This is a genomic window from Amycolatopsis sp. DSM 110486, assembly GCF_019468465.1.
Taxonomy (GTDB): Bacteria; Actinomycetota; Actinomycetes; order Mycobacteriales; family Pseudonocardiaceae; genus Amycolatopsis.
This window is the reverse complement of the sequence record NZ_CP080519.1, coordinates 4,592,198-4,611,957: the sequence shown is the minus strand read 5'-3', so window position 1 is coordinate 4,611,957 and position 19,760 is coordinate 4,592,198. Positions and strand designations below refer to the sequence as shown.

The window sequence follows — 19,760 nt, the reverse complement described above, 5'->3', positions numbered from 1 at the left end:
ATGATTAACGTCATCGCCGTCATCATCGCGATCGCGAGCGTGCTGGCGGCACTGGGCCATGTCGGGTACCTGGCGCTGCTGAACAACGCAGCGGGTAAGCGGGCCGGCGGTGCGCCCGTCGCGCAGTACGTGCGCAGCCGCTGGGCGGTCGCCGGTGGTACCACGGCGGCATCACTGTTCGCGTGGCTGCTCACTTCCGGGTCAGGCGTAGCCGACGTCATCGCCATTGTGATTGCTATCGGTAGCGGTGCTGTGGCGACGAAGGCTCTCCAGACGACCCGAGAGAAGTACCGCAGCGGAGGGTGATCTGCTCTACCTGGGGCGATTGCACTGCGTAGCGTGACCCCACGCCCGTTCGGTCGTCCCCGACAGAGTGAAACCTGTGCAAGTTGCAGGTTGCCCAGAGACTTTCGCCTGGCGGTTTCCTACTCTTGGGTTCGTGAGGACCCTTGCGTCTGGGTCGGGCGACGCCCGGAGGACGCGCGGTAGCTGCGGCTCCGCGCGCCCACTGCCGCGTGCGCGTGCAGATGCGCGGGAGTTCGCAAGTGTGGTCGCAAGTGACTCCGTTCGCGCCTCTGCTCCGATCGGGTTGATCGGAGTGCCGGCGCCGTCACGCCCACACCGGGGAGGGGTCGGACGGGCATGACGGGAAACGCGATGGGTGGGTCGAGAAGCTCGAGCCACCCGGACACGGTGACGGCCGCGGAGGTCACGGTGCCGGGCAGGCACCGGGCTCGCAGTCTTCAGGACACGGACACGTGGACGCCCGTGGTCCCGCCACACGGCGGAGGTCACCACCGCCACCGGCCCGGCGGCGAGCACATCGACGCCCCGGCCGGCGCCCTGCCGTTGCCCCCACCTCGCCGGCGAGCGGCCGATCCGCGCTCGACGTTCGCGCCGACGCACGGGACTCTGCCCGTGCCAGGGCCCGGCGTGCTCCTGCCGCAGCCCCAGCAGGCCCGGCAGACGCACCCGCGCCGCCCGATCCCGCTCCCGCAGCCGACGCGCAGGCCGGACGAGCCGCGCGACGAGCACCGCGTCCATGAGGACTATCGCGCCTACGACGCGCTCCCCGAGCACGCGCTGAACGGGCGCGGGCCGTACGCACCGCCGACGCGAGGCCGCACCGAGTTGCCCCAGCCCGGCCACGGTGACCGGGGCTTCACCGCCGGCCGCCTCGACGAGGCCGGCCCGATCGACGGCCCGCCCGAACCCGAGTCGCTCTGGAGCGGAACTCAGTCCGGCGACCTCGCCGACGCGGCGGGGCCGGAGTCCCCGCAGGCCGAACAACAGGGGCTCGCCGGACACACCGTGCTTCCGCGGACCGACGACCTCGCCGAGCCCCGTCCGGAGGCAGAACCGCGTGCGTTCGCCGGGCAAGCAGTGCTGCCGGAGTCCGGCGAGGGCGCACCGGAGTTCGCGCAGGACGAGCGGCGCCTGCCCACCGGACAGGCCGTGGTGCCTGATCCCCAGCCCATGAGCGAGATCGACCGCGCCTGGGCGGCGCCGGGGACCACGCGTTCGCTCGCCGACATGCCGATGCACGACGGACTCGGCCGGCCGCAGGTGCGCCGCAGCCGGCGCGAGCGGGTCGCGGCGACCGCCGCCACGCTGGCCCAGCCGCAGCCCCCGGAGCACGACGAGGCCGAGCTCGCCCGCGAACACATCGAGCTGAGCGCGCCGCCGGAGCCCGCCGCCGAGCAGCCGGCCAAGCCCGAGCCCCCGCGGCGCCAGCGCGTCACGCTGCGGGCCCCGGCCAAGCCGCGGGTGCGCGGTCCGTTCGACGAGGCCTCGCTCGACGAAGACGACGAAGTGCGCGTGTACGCCGCTCCCCTGCTCGACGGGCTCGGCAAGTTCGACCTCGGCTCCGTGCCCGCGTCGGTAACCCCGCCCAAGACGTGGCGGAAGGCAGCGTGGTTCGCGACCGGCGCGTCGGGCGCGGTGGTGGTCGGGCTGCTGTTCGCCGGGACCTTCCTCGTCGGCGGACCCACCACGACCACCGACGCGCTCGGCGGCGGCTGGCCGGGCCGGCAGAACGGCGGCAACCCGCTGATCCTCCCGGACCCGTCGCTCGGCCAGCAGGGCGGCACGGGCGGCGCGGGCGGCGACCCGCAGGACAGCAGCAGCTCCGGCGGCGGGCGCTCCGGCACCCGGGACGACGCCCCGGACACGCACCCGCAGAACGCCGTGGGCTCCGAGACCAGCGAAGACGAGTCGCCGACGGACTCCTCGTCCAGCGGAGACTCGTCGGATCCCATCACCACCGGGCCGACATCGACGCCGGCGCGGCCGCCCGCGAAGCCGCCGGTCACCCCGGCGCAGCGCGAGACCTCGCCGACCAACGTCTTCTACGAGACCTCCCCGGACCCCAAGGCGATGGGGGACAACACGGAGAGGTTCTTCAACAACGTCACCACCGACCCCTCGGAGGCCGCGGCCGTCACCACCGGGGACCTCAAGCAGGAGGGCTCGCAGGGCCTGCGCCAGCGCTACGCGAACGTCGCGTACTTCGAGGTCAAGAAGGTCGAGATCGACCCGGACAACAACACCACGGTCAACACGCTCGAAGTGACCCACACTGATGGCACCAAGACCATCGAGCAGCGCACGCTCACCTTCGGCGACGACGAGAAGATCGCCGACGACGGCGCCTGACCAGGCATGATCGTCCGGCATGGGCGCGCGTTTCGTGCAGGTGCAAACTGCCCGTTCCGATGCACGTGCGGTGCGGTAAGCGGTTGAACTTGGTCCGGGTGGGTGACATAAGCTGCCGCTCGTCGTATGACGACGGCATTCCGGCGACTGAGCCTGGCGGGTGCCCGTCGCCACAGGGTTACCTGGCGACAGCAGGTCTGGATCCGACCACGAGTCGGCCGTCCGGACCAGCGGCGTACGACCGAACGGCCGTACCGTCGTCCCCCCGAACCCCAGAGTGAGGACTTTCGTGCTTGATCGGCAGCGCACACGGCGTGAGACCCGCGAGGTCACTGCCGTCCGCGTCGAGGACGTGATCCCTCCCGAGCTGCTCGACGGCGTCGGCGACGCGGACCGCGACTACCTCGAGCAGGTCTTCCGCGAGCCGCAGAAGTACCTGCCGCCGCGGTCGCACCGCGCGGAGACCGCCAGATCCGCCGAGCCGGCCGAAGAGCCCGAGAGCCGCTTCGCCCGCCGCGCCAAGCAGGCGGGCCTCGTCGGCGCCGGCGCGCTCGTCGCGGGCGCCGTGGTCACCGCGGCGCTGCTCAGCGGCGGGCCCCGGCCGACCACGCCGGTCGCCGAGGACACCATCCCCACCGGTTTCAGCGGCGCCGCCGCGCTCGGCGGCCAGGCCGTGCCCGGCTCGCAGGAGCACGGCTCCGGCGGCACCACGTCCGGGCACCGCGAGGGCACGCAGGCCGAGTCTGGCGCCGGCACCACGCAGCCCACGCACGACATCGGCTCGACCACGGAGCAGGCCGGCACGCCCAGCACGTCCGCGCCGAGCAGCACGCCTCCGTCGGAGCACACCGAGTCCACGAGCGCGGAGACCGCGTCCGACGCCGACAAGCTGAAGGCCGTGAAGGCCTTCTACGCCTCGATCGACAAGAACCCCGACAGCGCGCTGGCGCTGCTCGCCCCCGGGCTCGCCCAGGGCGAAGCCGGCAGCCTGGTCCGCGCGTGGAGCGCGGCCCGCTCGATCGACGTTCAGGAGGCCCGCGTGCAGGACGACGGCTCGGTGGTCGCCGTCGCGGTGCTGCACCAGGCCGACGGAACACTGCTCCGCGTCACGCAGCTGTTCGACGTCGTGGAGCGCGACGTCATCTCCGAAGCGCGACTGCTCTCCGCCGTCGCATTCTCGTGACCTGCGACGATCCTGTTCCGGGTAGACGATCAGACCGTGCCGAGTGTGTGTGCACAGAGTGAACGCCTAGCCTTGTCACGGGCCGGTCTCGGGAAAACCGGCACACGGCCCACGACAGGTGCCTACGCTGCGGTGCTGCGGCCGGTTCGAGGTCGCATCTTCGGGGTGGGCACGTCCCGCTCCGGGCAGTCGGAGCCCCAAAGGGAGGTCGCGTGAGCGACGAGGGTCGTCTGGTCGCCGGCCGGTACCGCATCATCGGCCGGATCGGCTCGGGCGCGATGGGTGCCGTCTGGCAGGCACACGACGAGGTGCTGGGCCGCACGGTGGCCGTCAAGCAGCTGCTGATGCAGCCGGGCCTCGATGAGCACGACGCCGAAGACGCCCGGCAGCGCACCATGCGCGAGGGCCGCATCGCCGCGCGCTTGCACCACCCCAACGCGATCTCGGTGTTCGACGTCGTCACCGACGACAACGGGCAGCCGTGCCTGATCATGGAGTACCTCAACTCCACGAGCCTGGCCCAGGTCCTGCAGGAGCGCGGCACGCTGCCGCCGCTGGAGGTCGCGCGGATCGGCGCGCAGGTGGCCGCCGCGCTGCGCGAGGCGCACGCCGTCGGCATCGTCCACCGCGACATCAAGCCGGGCAACATCCTGCTGGCCGGCAACGGCACCGTGAAGATCACCGACTTCGGCATCTCGCGCGCCAAGGACGACGTCACGGTCACCAAGACCGGGATGATCGCCGGCACGCCCGCCTACCTCGCGCCCGAGGTCGCGATCGGCGGTGACCCCGGCCCCGAGTCCGACGTGTTCTCGCTGGGCTCCACGCTGTACGCCGCGTGCGAGGGCCAGCCGCCGTTCGGGCTGTCGGAGAACACGCTGAGCCTGCTGCACGCCGTGGCCGCGGGGCAGATCAACCCGCCGCGCCAGTCGGGCCCGCTCGCGAGCGTGCTCGCCGTGCTGCTGCACCCCGACATCCACCACCGGCCCACCGCCGAGGAGTGCGAAGAGCTGCTGGCCTCCGTCGCACGGGGCGAAACGCCGCTGGGCGGACCGGCCGGCGAGACCGTGATGGTGGCCTCGGCCGGCACGCTGGGCGCTGCCGCCGTGGCCGGCGCGGCCGCCACGCACCTGTTCCCCGAAGAGGACATGGACGACGCCGCGCACTCTGGCACGCTGCTCGACGCGCCCGGCCCGGCGCAGCAGTACTACGACGACGAGGCCGAGTACCCCGCGGCCGCCGCGTATCCCGAGAACGACTACGACCGGTACGACCAGCAATACCAGGGCGAGCCGCCGCTGTACGGCGACCCGGGGCGCAACGGCCTGGCCGCCACCCGGTCCGTGCCGACCCACGACGCCTACAACCAGTACGACGACCAGTACGACGACGGGTATGACGACGGCTACGACGAGCCGCCGCCCCCGCGGGCCCAGACCAGCCCCACCGACGACGAGGACGAGAAGCCCGGCGCGTGGAAGAAGCCGGCGATCATCGGCGCGATCGTGGTGGTCGGCCTGGTGGCGCTCGGCGTGTGGCTGCTGAGCTCGAACAACCCGCCCGACGCTTCGCAGCAGCCCGCTCCCCCGGCGACGTCGTCGAACGTGGTTCCGACCACGGGCACGGCGCCTTCGAGCGAGGAAGCAACCACGAGCGAGGAAGAGACGTCCTCTTCAGAGGAGTCCTCTTCACGCGAGACGTCGTCGTCTCGCCGAAGCACGCCCCGGACGACTTCGTCGCGGGAAACCACCTCGAGGCCGACGAAGACTCCGACGTCGACTCCGGACGAGCCGACGTCCTCGGACAACCCGCCGTCGTCGTCCAACATCCCGAGTTCGCCGCCGGCCAACCCTTGATCCAGGAACAGATTTGAGTTCAGAAGGCACCATCGTCGGCGGCCGGTACCGGCTCGACCAGCCGATCGGCCGCGGCCGCGCGGGCATCGTGTGGCAAGCGTTCGACACGCGGCTGTTCCGCACGGTCGCGATGAAGCGCATGTACCTGCCCGTCGGCCTGCCGCCGGACCGCGCCGAGCAAGCGCGCGCCGCGGTGATGCAGGAGGGCAAGGACGCGGCGCGCGTGGATCACGCGAGCGCGATCACCGTGTACGACGTGCTGCCCGACGGACCTGACGTCTGGCTGGTGATGGAGTACATCCCGTCGCGCGGGATGGCGTCGTTCCTCGCCGAGCACGGACGGCTCACGCCCGAGCAGGCGGCGTCGCTCGGGATCATGCTGGGCGACGCGATGGCGGCGATCCACGCGGCCGGCATCGTGCACCGCACGCTCGAACCCGGCACCGTGCTGCTGGCCGACGACGGCGGCGTGAAGCTCACCGACATCGGCATCACCGGCGGCGGGGCGCACCCTGCCTACCGCGCGCCCGAGGTGACCCGCGGTGCCCCGGCCTCGCCGGCCGCCGACGTGTTCTCGCTCGGCGCCACGCTGTACACGGCCGTGGAGGGCGTGCCGCCGTTCGGTGAGGACGGCGAGGCGTCCGAGCGGCCGCCGCAGAACTCCGGGGTGCTCGCCGCCGCGTTGCGCAAGATGCTGCGGATGGACCCGACGGCACGTCCGACGATGGCCGACACGGTGGCCGCGCTCAGCGCCATCACCGAGGGCCGAGAGCAGACCGCGTTCATCCCGCCGACGGCACCCGCGATGCCGACCATGCCCGCGTCGTGGCCGCTGCCCCCGCAGCAGCCGGGCCAGCCGGGGCCGTTGATGCAGATGCCGGTGCAGCAGGTGCCCTACGCGCCGGCCGCACCGCAGCCCATGCAGCAGCCGATGGCCGCCCAGCCCACGCAGCAGATCCCGCCCCAGCAGCAGCCGGTGCAGCAGCAGCCCCTGCAGCCGCCGTCCGCGCGGTTCGTGCCGTCGGCGGCTCAGCAGGCGGTGTCGGCCGCGGAGGTGCGGCAGAAGGCGGCCGCCCGCCGGAAGTTGATCCTCATGGTCGCCGCGATCCTGTGCGCGGTGTTGATCGGGATCGGCGTTTCCGAGCTGTTCTTCGTCTGAGCAGTCAGAGTCGTTTGAGCCGTCAGGCGACCTTCGCCGTCGCCTGACGCATCGCGTCGATCAGCGTCCGCACAGCCGGATTTCCGACGGCCCGCGCGGCGATGGCGGCGTGGATGATCCGGCACGGCTCGGGGTTGCGGATCCGCCGCACGGCCACGCCCGGGTGCGCGGGCCCGACACCCAGCTCCGGCACCAGCCCCACGCCCAGCCCAGCCGCGATGAAGCCCTGCGCCGTGAGGTAGTCCTCCGACTCGACCACGATGTTGGGCGCGAACCCGGCCGAAGCGCACGCGCCGTCGAGGATCGCGCGGCACATCCCGGGCATCGGGTCCACGCCCACCCACGGCTCGTCGGCGAGGTCGGTCAGGTCGAGCACGCGCTTGCGCGCCAGCGGGTGCGCGCGGGGCAGCACCGCGCGGTACGGGTCGTCGAGCAGGTGCACGAGCTCGATCCCCTTCGCCGGCGGCGCGGGCCGGGGGAAGACGACGATCGCGACGTCGGCGCGGCCCTCCTCCACCTCGGGCATCGGGTCGTCGGGGTCGACGAGCTTGAGGTCGAGCCACACGCCGGGGTGCTCGCGGCGGACGGCGGCCACGGCGTGCGGGATCACCGAAGCGCCGGCTGTGGCGAAGTAGCGGATGGCCAGCTTGCCGGTGCGCCCCTCCTTGAGCTCCGTCAACGCCGCTTCGGCGCGCGCCAGCTCCGCGCTCAGCGTCTCGGCGTGCTCCGACAGCAGCACGCCCGCGGGCGTGGCCCGGATGCCGCGGCCGACGCGTTCGAGCAGCTCGGTGCCCGCCTCGCGTTCGAGGACCGAGAGCTGCTGGCTGATCGCCGACGGGGTGTACCCGAGGTTCCGCGCCGCGGCGGTGATCGACCCGCTGGTGATCACCGCGCGCAGTACCTGCATTCGCCGCACGTCGAGCATGGCCGAATTCTACAGCTCTGCTTAAGCGTTCCTGCAGTTATTTTCGCTTGTCCTTACGTCTGGGCGGGGTCAGGCTGAACTTCGGCCGAGAAGGAGGAACCGGGGTGGGCGAGACGAAGACCTTGCTCAGGATTGCCGCGCTGGCACTGATGTGGGGTTCGAGCTTCTTCTGGATCAAGCTGGGGCTCGCGGCGTTCTCGCCGGTGCAGCTGGTGCTGGCGCGCTTGGTGCTCGGCGCCGTGGTGCTCGTGGCGCTGTGCCGGCTCGGTCGCCGCCGGCTGCCGACGGACAAGCGCACGTGGCGCCACCTCACCGTGGCCGCGTTCTTCCACAACGCGTTGCCGTTCCTGCTCTTCGCGATCGGTGAGACCACTGTGGACTCCGGCATCACCGGCGTGCTGAACTCGACGACGCCGCTGTGGGTGCTCGTGGTGGCGCCGTTCCTCGGGGTCCGCCACCGGATGACGGCGATGCGCGCGGCCGGACTTGTGGTGGGCCTGGCGGGAATCCTGCTGATCTTCGCGCCGTGGGAGGCGTCCGGCCTGCTGAGCTGGGGCGCGCTGGCCTGCCTCGCGGCGGCGGCGAGCTACGGCTTCGCGTTCGTCTACGAGGGCCGCTACCTCTCGGACACCGGCGACTCGCCCTACGCGCTGTCGGGCGGGCAGATGATGATCGCCGCCGGGTTCCTCGTGCTGGTGGTGCCGTTCGGCGGGCTGTCGCCGGTGCACCTGACGCCGCTGGCCGCGTTCGCCGTGGTGATCCTCGGCATCGGCGGGACCGGGATCGCGTTTGCCCTCAACTACCAGCTGCTGGCCAGCGAAGGCGCCGTCGCGGCGTCGGTGGTCGGGTACCTGCTGCCGATCGTGTCGGTGGCCCTGGGCGCGATCTTCCTGCACGAGCAGCTGAGCTTCCGCGTGATCGCGGGCATGGTCGTGGTGCTGGGCGGCGTCGCGCTCACGCGGGTGCAGCGGAAGAAGGCCGTGGCCCCGAAGCCGCTGGTGGCCGCGGAGCCCGCCGCCTAGACGAGCCGGCGGTCCGAGGCCCAGCGGGAGAGCTCGTAGCGGTTGGACAGCTGGGTCTTGCGCAGGACGCTCGACACGTGCGTCTCCACCGTCTTGACCGAGATGAACAGCTCCGACGCGATCTCCTTGTACGCGTAGCCGCGCGCGAGCAGGCGCAGGACGTCGCGCTCGCGCGGGGTGAGCAGGTCGAGCTCGGGGTCGTTGATCGGTGCCGAACCGGGGCGGTCGGCGAACGCGTCGAGCACGAAACCGGCCAGGCGCGGGGAGAACACGGCATCGCCGTCGGCCACTCGGACGATCGCGCGCACGAGCTCCTTCGACGAGATGGTCTTGGTGACGTAGCCGCGCGCGCCGCCGCGGATCACGGCGATCACGTCCTCGGCGGCGTCGGACACCGACAGCGCGAGGAACACGACGTCGGGCAGCTCCGGGCGCACGCGGCGCAGCACCTCGGCGCCACCACCGTCGGGCATGTGCACGTCGAGGAGCACGACCTGCGGTTTGGTGCGCGCGATGCCGGCGACGGCGTCGGCCACCGAACCGGCCTCGCCGACCACCTGCACCTCGTCGGTGATCGAGTCGAGCTCCGTGCGGACCCCGGCGCGGAAGAGCGCGTGGTCGTCCACGAGGAACACCTTGACCGGCTCGCGCTGGGTCTCCGTCACCGTGCTGCTCCCTCGCTCGTTGTCGCCCAGCCTGAGCATAGCGACGTCACGCCGCGCCCTTGGCCGCTTTGAGCGGCATGGCCAGCTGGACTTCGGTGCCCTCGCCCGGCGCGGTGCGCAGCCTGCAGGTGCCGCCGTGACGTTCCATGCGGCCGCGGATCGAGTCGGCGAGGCCGTGGCGGTCGGCGGGGACCACCTCGGGGTCGAAGCCCTTGCCGCGGTCGCGGATGAAGACCGTGACCTCGGTGGGTTCGACCTCGGCGTACACACTGACCTCGTCGACGCCGGCGTGCTTGGCCGCGTTGACCAGCGCTTCGCGGGCGGCCTGGACGAGGGCCGTGAGGGGTCCGTCGATCTCGACGTCGCCGACCACGACCTGGCTGACGGAGATCGCGAAGGTGTCCTCGACCTCGCCGCACGCGGCGCCGAGCGCCTCGGACAGCGGGACGGCGCCTTCTTCCTGCTCCTTCGACTTCTTGTCACTCGGCTTGCCGTAGCCACCGGGGCCGTAGAGCCAGCCGCGCAGCTCGCGCTCCTGGCCGCGCGCCAGCCGCGCGACCTCGTGCGGCTGGTCGGACTGGCGCTGGATCAGGGCGAGCGTCTGCAGCACGGAGTCGTGCAGGTGCGCGGCGATCTCGGCGCGCTCGTCGGTGCGGATGCGCGCCCGGCGCTCGTCGCCGAGGTCGCGGACCAGGCGCAGCCAGAACGGGATCGTCAGCACGGCCACGCCGACCAGCGTGGCGAGCACGGCGATGAGGGCGAACTTGACCTGGTCGAAGCTGCCGCTGCGGAAGACGACGACCCCGATGCCGGTGGCCACGAGTGCCACGCCGGCGAGGATCCGGATGATCGCGGCGCTGCGGCCGCCGCCGCCCACGAACGCGCCCGTGACGCCGTCGCGCGCCCCCGTGCGCCAGCGCCGGCGTTGCGATTCGTCGGCCTCGCGCCAGACCACGGCCGCGCCGAGCATGGCGATGGCCAGCGGCACGGCGACCCAGCCGCGGATGGTGCCGGACAGCGTTCCGCTCGCGATGGCGAGACCGATGCCGAGCGCGATGAGGCCGAACGCCTGCTGACGTTCCTTCGTGGCCTTCTTGCTGTCGACCTCGGCGGTGTCCTCGGCCTGCTGCGGCACGAAGACCCAGAGAAGCCCGTACGCGAGCAAACCGGCGCCGTTGAGGGCCGCGAGCAGCGCGAACGCCAGGCGCACCCACAGCACGGGCACGCCGAGGTGGTCCGCGAGCCCGCCCGCGACACCGGCCACGGCCCGCCCGCTGCGGCGCCGGTGCATCTTCGGCCGCCCGGGCTGCCCGGCGACCTCGGAGGCCCCGGACGTCCCGGAAGTCCCCGGGGCGCCGGAAGCCGCGGTGGCCGTCATGACGGCAGGCGGCACCGGCCCCCGGGCCGGGTCGCTCACCTGCCCGGCGGCGCCGAGGTCGAGGAAGTCCTGCACGCCGTCCATCGTCACACGCCGCGAACAGTTCTGACATCGGGGAAGCCCCTGATCACGCCCCGGACACCGGCGGCACTCAGGGGAAACCTCAGGGAACGTCCCCGATGTGGCGCCGCCGCGGGTCGCGCATGCTTTGCCGTATGAGTGGTGCGAATGAGGCGCCGAGCCCGAAGTCGAATCCTTTCAACGGCTTCGAGGAGACGGTGAAGGATTTCTGGGTGAGCCGGCCGCGCCGGCCGCACGTGGGGCGCAAGGTCGCGGGGGTCGCGGCGGGGCTGGGGAACCGGTACGGCATCGACCCAGTTGTGATCCGGGTGGCGCTGGTCGCGGCGATGGTGTTCGGCGGCTTCGGGCTGGTGTTCTACCTGCTCGGCTGGCTGTTGTTCCCGAGCGAGGGCGACGAGACGTCGGGCTTCGAGGCGATGATCGGCCGCGGGCGCTCGACGATGTCGAAGGCGTTCGCCGTGGTGCTCACCATCGCGTTGATCCCGGCGGTCGGTCTCACGTTCGGCAACGGCTGGTTCGACGGCGGTGGCCTCATCGGGTTCGCGCTGCTCTCGGCGAGCCTCTACCTCCTGCACCGCAGCCGCGGACAGGACAACCGCCCGGCGCCGGTCGTCGCGTACCCCGCGTATGAGACGGCCCAGGCCGTGCCCGGAACCGGAGCCTTCACGATGACGGACACCACGACGGAACCCATGGGCGCCGCCGCTCCCGGCTGGGACCCGCTGGCCGCCGATCCGGCGGGCTGGGACCTGCCGGACCCGGCGGGGCCGACGCCGCCGGAGAACCCCTACCACTACGAGTCCGACGATCCGGCCCCGCAGCCGCGGCAGCCGCGGTCGAAGATCGGTTCGGTGACGATGGCGGCGGCCGTGGTCGTGGCCGGCGTGGGCGTGGTCCTGAACCTCAACGGCGTCGACTGGTTCTCGGTGCGCCACATCATCGGCCTGGTGCTGGGCGTGCTCGGCGTCGGCATGGTGGCCGGCGCGTTCGTCCGCGGCTCACGCGGGCTCATCGCTGTGGCGCTGCCGCTCGCGATCGTCGGCATGATCATGACGACCAGTGCGTTCAACAGCATCGACCTGCGCGGCGGCGTCGGCGACCTCGACGCGACCCCGCACTCGGTGGCCGAGTTGCAGCCGGTGTACCGGCACGCGGCGGGCGACATCGACCTCGACCTGACACAGCTGCCGGCCGGCGACCCGATCACCACCTCGGTCAGCAACGGCGCCGGCGACACCCGGGTGACCGTGCCGGCGAACGCCGATGTCACCTACACCTGCAAGAACTCCGCCGGCGACGTCGACTGCCTCGACCGCTCCACGAGCGGCGTCGGCCAGGGGGCGCTGACCGGGACCGACTTCGGCGACGACGGGCCGGGCGGGCAGAAGATCACCCTGAACGTGACCAACGGTGCCGGCAGCGTGGAGGTGCTCCGTGGCTGACAACTCGAACATCCCGACCCGCCGCCGCGGCGTGGACGTGATCACCCTGATCGTCGGCCTCGCGACCCTGCTGGTCTCGGGCTACGTGCTCTCCGACGGCGCGAGCTGGCTGCCCGCCTTCGACTTCCGCTGGGTTGTCGCGGGTGGCGCGGTGTTCATCGGAGTGCTGCTGCTGGCGGCTTCCTTGCGGCGCAAGCGGTACTGACCCTTCAAACACCACTGACCTTCAAACACCACCGAACGCGAAGGGGCCCCGTCGAATCCCGACGGGGCCCCTTGGCGTTCAGCTCATTCCCACTCGATGGTGCCCGGCGGCTTGCTCGTCACGTCGAGGACAACGCGGTTGACCTCCGGCACCTCGTTGGTGATGCGCGTCGAGATGCGTTCCAGCACCTCGTACGGCAGCCGCGTCCAGTCGGCGGTCATCGCGTCCTCGGAGGACACCGGGCGCAGCACGATCGGGTGGCCGTAGGTGCGGCCGTCACCCTGCACGCCGACGCTGCGGACGTCGGCCAGCAGCACCACCGGGCACTGCCAGATCTCCTGGTCCAGGCCCGCGGACGTGAGCTCCTCGCGCGCGATGGCGTCGGCCGCCCGCAGCGTCTCGAGCCGGTCGGCCGTGACCTCGCCGATGATGCGGATGCCCAGGCCGGGGCCGGGGAACGGCTGGCGCTGCACGATCGTCTCGGGCAGCCCCAGCTCGAGGCCCACGCGGCGCACTTCGTCCTTGAACAGCAGGCGCAGCGGCTCGACGAGCTCGAACTGCAGGTCGTCGGGCAGGCCGCCGACGTTGTGGTGGCTCTTGATGTTCGCCGTGCCCTCGCCGCCGCCGGACTCGACGACGTCGGGGTAGAGCGTGCCCTGCACGAGGAACTTGTAGTCGCCCTGCGCCTTGAGGTCGCGCTCGGCCTGCTCGAACACGCGGATGAACTCGCGCCCGATGATCTTGCGCTTCTGCTCCGGGTCGGTCACGCCGGCGAGCGCGCTGAGGAACCGCTCGCGCGCGTCGATGGTCACGAGCTTCACGCCCGTCGCCGCCACGAAGTCCTGCTCCACCTGCGTGCGCTCGCCCGCGCGCAGCAGGCCGTGGTCCACGAACACGCACGTGAGCCGCTCGCCGATCGCGCGCTGCACGAGCGCCGCCGCGACGGCCGAGTCGACGCCGCCGGACAGGCCGCAGATCGCCCGTCCGTCGCCGATCTGCTCGGCGATGCGCGTGACCTGTTCGTCCACAATGGACGACGTGGTCCACTGCGGCTTGATGCCCGCGATCTCGGACAGGAACCGGCGCAGCACCTCCTGCCCGTGGGGCGAGTGCGCCACCTCCGGGTGGTACTGCACGCCGGCGAAGCCGCGGTCGACGTCCTCGAAGCCGGCCACGGCCGCGCCGTCGGAGTTGGCGGTGACGACGGAGCCCTCGGGCGCCTTCGTGACGCTGTCGTTGTGGCTCATCCACGCCGTCTGGTGGCCGGGCAGACCGGCGTGCAGCCGTCCGCCTTCGCCGACCACGCGCACGTCGGTGCGGCCGAACTCACGGACGCCGGTGGGCTCGACGATGCCACCGAGCGCCCGCGCGAGCAGCTGGTGGCCGTAGCAGATGCCGAGGATCGGCACGCCGGCCTCGACCAGCTTCGGGTCCATGCCCGGGGCGCCCTCGGCGTAGACGCTCGACGGGCCGCCCGACAGGATGATCGCCGACGGGTTCTTGGCCAGCAGGTCCTCGGCGGTCGAGCTCGACGGCACGACCTCGGAGTACACCTGCGCCTCGCGCACGCGGCGGGCGATCAGCTGCGCGTACTGCGCCCCGAAGTCGACGACGAGTACCGGACCGGTGGGATTGGCCACCTACGACCTCCAGGCGAATGAGCGCTTTTGCCTCCATAGTCCCAGGTGGGCTGGGTCACGCCGCCCTCACCCCGTGACTGGCCTCCGAATGAGGACCGCACCTGTCCGCGAAGCGTCTTACCGTTCCCCCATGACTGTCGAATGGACCACCGAACTGCACGACCAACTCGACTGGCACTGGCAGCACCACGTGCGTTCGCGGCTCGACGGGCTCGGGGACGACGAGTACTTCTGGCAACCTGTGCCGAACTGCTGGACCGTGCGCCCGCGTGCGGAGAAGCCGGACGGGCCCGGGGCAGGGGACTTCACCGTCGACTTCGCGTACCCGGAGCCGGTACCGCCGCCCGTCACCACGATCGCGTGGCGGCTCTCGCACGTCATCGTCGGCGTGCTCGGCATGCGCGCCGCGTCGCACTTCGGCGGGCCGGCGATGAGCTACGAGACCTTCCCCTACGCCGGCACCGCGGCCGAGGCGCTCGACCAGCTCGACTCCGCGTACGACAGCTGGATCAAGGGCGTGCGGGGGCTCGACGCCGAAGCGCTCGCCCGTCCGGTGGGCGAGGCCGAGGGGCCGTTCGCCGAGTACCCGATGGCCGCGCTCGTGCTGCACATCAACCGCGAGACCATCCACCACTGCGCGGAAGTGTTGCTGCTGCGGGATCTCTACCGGAGCAAGTGACACAACGACGGCCCGGTCCCCCGACCGGGCCGTCGTACCCCCAGGGCCCCCGAGCTAGCCGCGCACCTTGGGCAGGAGCGCGAATCCGAGCGCCATGCCCAGCAACGCGGGCAGGCCGTGGTTGTCGTGCACGAGCGTGTCGACGACCGCGAGCGGCGCCACGAGGATCGGCACCACGAACGCCTGCGTCGGCAGCTGCACGCCGTGGCGTGCCGGCGCCCGCAGCAGCGCCACGGCCAGCGCGCCGATGAGCCCCGCGACGCACATCGAGTTGCCCGCACCCACCGGCTGCAGCCAGACGTAGCTCATGAACTGGCCGAACAGCCCGCACCCGAAGTACAGGACGAACATGCGCACGCGGCCGAAGTAGCTTTCCGCCAGCGTGCCGAAGATCGCCAGGATCACCAGATTGAAGACGCCGCCGAGCAGTCCGCCGTCCTGGAAGAACATGCCGGTGAGCAGGCGCCACCACTGTCCGGTGTCGATCGCCGCGCCGTCGCGCCGCACGTGCTCCAGCAGCCCCGGCACCGCGAGCTGAGCGACGAGCGCCGCTGCCGTGACGAGGAACACCGCGCCTGTGAGCACAGGTGCGCGGCGCGGGCCGATCCGGTCGAAGACGGCCACGAACGGGTTGCTGTGCCAGCGTTCCGAGGTCGGGTTGGTCATGCTCTGAACGTAAGTGGAGACGCGGCTGAGCACCCCGGCCATTTGTCATGACACGACCGGGGCATGCGTCATGAGGAATGAATCCCGGCCCGGATGACTCGGAACAGATGACGGCGAAAACCCGGAAAGGATCTTTATGCGAGCGACACTCATCTACGGCGCCGGCGACGTCCGCGTGCAGACGGTGGCCGACCCGAAGGTGGCCCAGGCGACGGACGCCGTGGTCCGCGTCGTGCGCTCCTGCATCTGCGGCAGCGACCTGTGGCCGTACGGCGGCATGCCCGCGCAGGAGAACGGCCGGCCGATCGGCCACGAGTTCCTCGGCGTCGTGGAGGAAACCGGTGCCGACGTGACGAGCGTGCGCAAGGGCGACCTGGTCGTGGCGCCGTTCGTGTACTCGGACAACACGTGCGAGTTCTGCCGCGAGGGGCTGCAGACCTCGTGCTTGCACGGCGGCAACTGGGGCGTCGACGGCGTGGACGGCGGTCAGGGCGAGGCCGTGCGCGTACCGCAGGCCGACGGCACTCTCGTGAAGCTCCCGCTGGCGCTTGAAGAAACCTCCGACGACATGCTCGCTTCACTGCTCACGCTGTCGGACGTGTTCTCCACCGGCCACCACGCGGCCGTGACCGCCGGCGTCGCGCCGGGCAAGGCGGTGACCGTGATCGGCGACGGCGCGGTGGGCCTGTCCGCCGTGCTGGCCGCGAAGCGCCTCGGCGCCGAGCACATCGTCCTCATGGGACGCCACCAGGCGCGCACCGACCTGGGCCGCGAGTTCGGCGCGACGGATGTCGTGGCCGAGCGTGGCGACGAGGGCATCGCGCGCGTGCGTGAGCTGACTGGTGGCCACGGCACGCACACCGTGCTGGAGTGCGTGGGCACCAAGGCGGCGTTCGAGATGGGCCTCGGCGTGGTGCGCGCGGGCGGTGCGCTGAGCCGCGTGGGCGTGCCGCAGTACCCGGAGGGCCCGATCGGGCGCCCGGTGTTCACGCGCAACATCACGATCACCGGCGGCGTGGCCCCCGCGCGCCACTACATCCCGCAGCTGCTGCCAGACGTGCTCGAGGGCCGCTACCAGCCGGGCCGCGTGTTCGACCGGACGATCGGGCTCGCCGACGTGCCCGCGGGCTACCAGGCGATGGCCGACCGCGAGGCGCTGAAGGTTCTCGTCAAGCCGTGACCGACGCGCCGTGTGAGCCCCGTAAGGGTGGGGGTTCACACGGCACGCACCGCGCCCCCATACCTTGGTATGCATGGACATGATCACCCCGGAGCCGCGGCCCGCGTGGGTCGCCGGCCGGGCGGAGCAGGGGGCCGGGACCCTCGTCGTGCGGCACCCGGTCGACGGCAGCGAAGTGGCGACCGTGGCGGTGCCCGGCGCGGAGCAGGTGGAGCGCGCCGTGGCGGCCGCCGCGGGCGTCGCGCGGGAGTTCCGCCGCTCCCCCGCGCACGAGCGCGCGGCGGCGCTGGAGCATGTGTCGCGCGGGTTGCGGATGCGGGCCGAGGAGATCGCCGAGGTGATCACCGCGGAGAACGGCAAGCCGCTCAAGTGGGCGGAAGCCGAGGTGAGCCGCGCGGTTTCGGTGTTCCGCATCGCTTCCGAGGAGGCGCGGCGGTTCAGCGGTGACGTGCAGCGGCTCGACGCCGACCCGTCGGGCGACGCGCGGCTGGCTCTCACGCGGCGAGTGCCGCGTGGGCCCGTGCTGGGGATCTCGCCGTTCAACTTCCCGCTGAACCTGGTGGCGCACAAGGTCGCGCCGGCGTTGGCGGTCGGCGCGCCGATCATCGTGAAGCCGGCGCCGCGCACACCGCTGTCGGCGCTGATCCTCGGCGAGATCCTGGCTGAGACGGACCTGCCGCCCGGCGCGTTTTCCGTGCTGCCGCTGGGAAACGCGGAGACCCAGGCGCTGGTGGCCGACCCTCGGCTGCCCGTGGTGTCGTTCACCGGCTCCGGCCCCGTCGGCTGGTCGATCGCCGACGCGGCGCCGCGCAAGCACGTGGTGCTGGAGCTCGGCGGCAACGCCGCGGCCGTGGTCCTGCGCGACTGGCCCGACCCCGAGGGCGCGGCGCAGCGCATCGCGACATTCGGCAACTACCAGGCCGGGCAGTCGTGCATCTCGGTGCAGCGCGTGATCGTCGACGCGGCGGTGGCCGAGGAGTTCGTGCCCGCGCTGGTGGAGGCCGTGGAGGCGCAGCAGACGGGTGATCCCTACGACCGCAACACCGACGTCGGCCCGGTCGTCGACGAGGCCGCGGCCGAGCGGATCATCGCGTGGGTCGAGGAAGCCGTGGCTGCGGGCGCGAAGCTGCTCACGGGCGGCACGCGCGAGGGCACCCAGGTCGCACCGACGCTGCTCACGGACGTGCCACCGGACGCGCGCGTGTGGTCGGAGGAGGTCTTCGGCCCGGTGCTGGCTGTGTCCGTTGTGGACGGTGTGGACGAGGCCTTCGCGGCGGTCAACGACTCCGCGTACGGGCTGCAAACCGGCGTGTTCACGTCCGACGTGCAGCTGGCGTTCCACGCGTCGGCCGAGCTGGAGGTGGGCGGCGTGATCATCGGTGACGTGCCGTCGTATCGCGCCGACCAGATGCCGTACGGCGGTGTGAAGGGCTCGGGCTCCGGGCGCGAGGGCGTGCTGGCGGCGATGAACGACCTCACCGAGGAGCGCGTGACGGTGTTCACCGGGGTGGATCTGTAGGACTCGTGGGTGCCGGTCTCGCGCCGGCATCCACGAGCTTTACGCGGACTGCGCGAACTTGAGCACGCCGTCCGGGTCGTAGGTCTTGGCGACCTGGTCGAGCCGGGCGGCGTTGTCGCCGTAGTAGGCGGTTTTCCAGTCGGGCATGGCCGGGTCGAGGTAGTTGACGTAGCCGCCGCCGGCGCCCGCGTCGGCGAGGCCGCTGACCACAGTGGACACGGACTTGGCGACGCTGGTGTGGTTGCTCGTGGTGGCGGGCGCGTAGACCTGGATGCTGGCCAGCGCCTTGCGGTGCGGGAACGCGGTGTCGGCGGGGGCGACGTCGGCGACCGCGCCGCCGAGGCCGTCGATGAGCAGGTCCATGCCCTTGTGTCCGGCGGCGAGGTCGCTGACCTTCGCGCCTTGGATGGGGTCGTTGATGATCCGCGACGAGGCCACGAACGTCTGGCGCGCTGAGCTGCCGGAGAAGTAGTTCATGGCGCCGCCGTAGCTGAGGCTCTTCATCGTGCGGCTGGACGGCGACGCGTTGAGCTTGCCCAGCAACGTGGTGAGCTCGCTCGTGCCGCCGACGAACGCGCCGCCGACGCGGCACGCCACCGGCGAGCCGCCCGACACGACGAGGTTCGACCAGAGTTCGGGCGGGGTCGTCGGCAGCCACTGCTGCCACGCGTCGAGCACGTCGCCCGCCGAGCCGCCCGGGAAGTGCAGCGAGAACACCGTGATCCCGGGCGCGGGGTCGGTGCTGAAGGTGAACGACGTGACGATGCCGAAGTTGCCGCCTCCTCCGCCGCGCAGGGCCCAGAACAGGTCGGGCTCGGAGTCGGCGCTGGCCGTGCGCAGTTTGCCGTCGGGCGTCACGACCTGGGCGGAAACGAGGTGGTCGCAGGTGAGGCCGTACTTGCGCGCCACCACACCGATGCCGCCGCCGAGCGTGAGCCCGGCGATGCCGACCGTCGGGCACGAGCCGGCGGGCAGGCATCGGCCGTCCTTGGCGAGCGCCGCGTAGACGTCACCCAGCCGCGCGCCGGCGCCGATCACGACCTGGTCGCCCTGGACCTGGACGCTCGACATGCTGCTGACGTCGACGATCAGGCCACCATCGGGCACCGAGTAGCCGGCGTAGCTGTGGCCCCCGCTGCGCGCGGCGATCGGCAGCCTTCCCGCCGCCGCGCCGAAGCAGGCCTGCACGTCTTCGGGCTTTTGCACTTTCGCCACGGCGGCCGGGGTGTGGCCGTCGAACAGCGGGTTGTAGCCGCGCTTGGCGGTGCCGAAGCCGCTGTCGGCAGGCAGCACGAGGTCGCCGCTGAGCTTGCTCCTCAACGCGTTCCAGTCGGGCGGCCCGGACGGCTTCGTCGACGGCGGCGGTGCTGTTGTCGTCGGCGTTGTCCTCACCGGCGGTTGCCCGGGCGGCGCGGAGTTCGGCGCACACGCGGCGGCCACCGCACCGAGGGTGGCGAGCCCGGCGGCCCGCAGCAACGTCCTTCTCCCGACAGTCATGTTTGATC

General features: G+C 72.0%; 17 protein-coding genes. 11 read left to right on the top strand and 6 right to left on the bottom strand.

What is annotated here, in order from left to right; translation table 11 throughout:
• The 5 genes from K1T34_RS22500 (at nucleotide 1) to K1T34_RS22480 (ending at nucleotide 6,853) form a co-directional block, all read left to right on the top strand.
• Entirely contained in the window at nucleotides 1-306 is a 306-nt protein-coding gene (locus K1T34_RS22500) for a hypothetical protein (RefSeq protein WP_220246174.1), read from the top strand.
• Between the two features lie 336 nt (nucleotides 307-642).
• A complete protein-coding gene (locus tag K1T34_RS53430; RefSeq protein WP_255638646.1) occupies nucleotides 643-2,655 on the top strand; it encodes a hypothetical protein in 2,013 nt (670 codons plus the stop codon).
• A gap of 289 nt (nucleotides 2,656-2,944) precedes the next feature.
• The gene (locus K1T34_RS22490; RefSeq protein ID WP_220246173.1) at nucleotides 2,945-3,838 is read left to right on the top strand and encodes a hypothetical protein; all 894 of its coding nucleotides are present in this window, start codon (nucleotides 2,945-2,947) and stop codon (nucleotides 3,836-3,838) included.
• Nucleotides 3,839-4,050: 212 nt separating this feature from the next.
• Nucleotides 4,051-5,694, top strand: a complete 1,644-nt coding sequence (locus K1T34_RS22485) for a serine/threonine-protein kinase (protein WP_220246172.1) — start codon at nucleotides 4,051-4,053, stop codon at nucleotides 5,692-5,694.
• Nucleotides 5,695-5,707: 13 nt separating this feature from the next.
• On the top strand, nucleotides 5,708-6,853 hold the full coding sequence (locus tag K1T34_RS22480; RefSeq protein WP_220246171.1) for a serine/threonine-protein kinase: 1,146 nt from the start codon (nucleotides 5,708-5,710) through the stop codon (nucleotides 6,851-6,853).
• A 22-nt stretch (nucleotides 6,854-6,875) separates the two neighbouring features.
• On the opposite strand, the gene K1T34_RS22475 is transcribed toward K1T34_RS22480, so the two are convergent.
• Nucleotides 6,876-7,778, bottom strand: a complete 903-nt coding sequence (locus tag K1T34_RS22475) for a LysR family transcriptional regulator (RefSeq protein WP_220246170.1) — start codon at nucleotides 7,776-7,778, stop codon at nucleotides 6,876-6,878.
• 104 nt (nucleotides 7,779-7,882) lie between these two features.
• On the opposite strand from K1T34_RS22475, the gene K1T34_RS22470 reads away from it, so the two are divergent.
• Complete coding sequence (locus K1T34_RS22470; RefSeq protein WP_220246169.1) at nucleotides 7,883-8,800, top strand: DMT family transporter; 918 nt, start codon at nucleotides 7,883-7,885, stop codon at nucleotides 8,798-8,800.
• Here K1T34_RS22470 and K1T34_RS22465 read toward each other — a convergent pair.
• Together K1T34_RS22465 and K1T34_RS22460 are read right to left on the bottom strand one after the other, a co-directional pair.
• On the bottom strand, nucleotides 8,797-9,504 hold the full coding sequence (locus K1T34_RS22465) for a response regulator transcription factor (RefSeq protein ID WP_255638645.1): 708 nt from the start codon (nucleotides 9,502-9,504) through the stop codon (nucleotides 8,797-8,799). The genes K1T34_RS22470 and K1T34_RS22465 overlap by 4 nt on opposite strands.
• Before the next feature lie 7 nt (nucleotides 9,505-9,511).
• Entirely contained in the window at nucleotides 9,512-10,933 is a 1,422-nt protein-coding gene (locus tag K1T34_RS22460) for a PspC domain-containing protein (protein WP_370643764.1), read from the bottom strand.
• A gap of 125 nt (nucleotides 10,934-11,058) precedes the next feature.
• Between K1T34_RS22460 and K1T34_RS22455 the strand changes: the two genes are divergently transcribed.
• A complete protein-coding gene (locus tag K1T34_RS22455) occupies nucleotides 11,059-12,366 on the top strand; it encodes a PspC domain-containing protein (protein WP_220246166.1) in 1,308 nt (435 codons plus the stop codon).
• The gene (locus K1T34_RS22450; RefSeq protein ID WP_255638644.1) at nucleotides 12,359-12,571 is read left to right on the top strand and encodes a hypothetical protein; all 213 of its coding nucleotides are present in this window, start codon (nucleotides 12,359-12,361) and stop codon (nucleotides 12,569-12,571) included. The genes K1T34_RS22455 and K1T34_RS22450 overlap by 8 nt, the downstream gene beginning before the upstream one ends.
• A gap of 83 nt (nucleotides 12,572-12,654) precedes the next feature.
• On the opposite strand, the gene guaA is transcribed toward K1T34_RS22450, so the two are convergent.
• The gene (gene guaA / locus K1T34_RS22445; RefSeq protein ID WP_220246164.1) at nucleotides 12,655-14,211 is read right to left on the bottom strand and encodes a glutamine-hydrolyzing GMP synthase; all 1,557 of its coding nucleotides are present in this window, start codon (nucleotides 14,209-14,211) and stop codon (nucleotides 12,655-12,657) included.
• Between the two features lie 130 nt (nucleotides 14,212-14,341).
• Here guaA and K1T34_RS22440 point away from each other — a divergent pair, with 130 nt between their 5' ends.
• Nucleotides 14,342-14,890: a DinB family protein gene (locus K1T34_RS22440; protein ID WP_220246163.1), complete on the top strand. Its 549-nt coding sequence runs from the start codon at nucleotides 14,342-14,344 to the stop codon at nucleotides 14,888-14,890.
• A gap of 54 nt (nucleotides 14,891-14,944) precedes the next feature.
• Here the strand turns inward: K1T34_RS22440 and K1T34_RS22435 are convergent, their stop codons facing one another.
• Complete coding sequence (locus K1T34_RS22435) at nucleotides 14,945-15,556, bottom strand: rhomboid family intramembrane serine protease (protein ID WP_220246162.1); 612 nt, start codon at nucleotides 15,554-15,556, stop codon at nucleotides 14,945-14,947.
• A gap of 136 nt (nucleotides 15,557-15,692) precedes the next feature.
• Here K1T34_RS22435 and K1T34_RS22430 point away from each other — a divergent pair, with 136 nt between their 5' ends.
• Nucleotides 15,693-16,736, top strand: coding sequence for an alcohol dehydrogenase catalytic domain-containing protein (locus K1T34_RS22430; RefSeq protein WP_220246161.1), 1,044 nt, complete (start codon nucleotides 15,693-15,695; stop codon nucleotides 16,734-16,736).
• A gap of 73 nt (nucleotides 16,737-16,809) precedes the next feature.
• Complete coding sequence (locus tag K1T34_RS22425; protein ID WP_220246160.1) at nucleotides 16,810-18,255, top strand: aldehyde dehydrogenase family protein; 1,446 nt, start codon at nucleotides 16,810-16,812, stop codon at nucleotides 18,253-18,255.
• Between the two features lie 39 nt (nucleotides 18,256-18,294).
• Here the strand turns inward: K1T34_RS22425 and K1T34_RS22420 are convergent, their stop codons facing one another.
• The gene (locus tag K1T34_RS22420; protein ID WP_220246159.1) at nucleotides 18,295-19,752 is read right to left on the bottom strand and encodes an FAD-dependent oxidoreductase; all 1,458 of its coding nucleotides are present in this window, start codon (nucleotides 19,750-19,752) and stop codon (nucleotides 18,295-18,297) included.
• Between the last annotated feature and the right edge of the window lie 8 nt (nucleotides 19,753-19,760).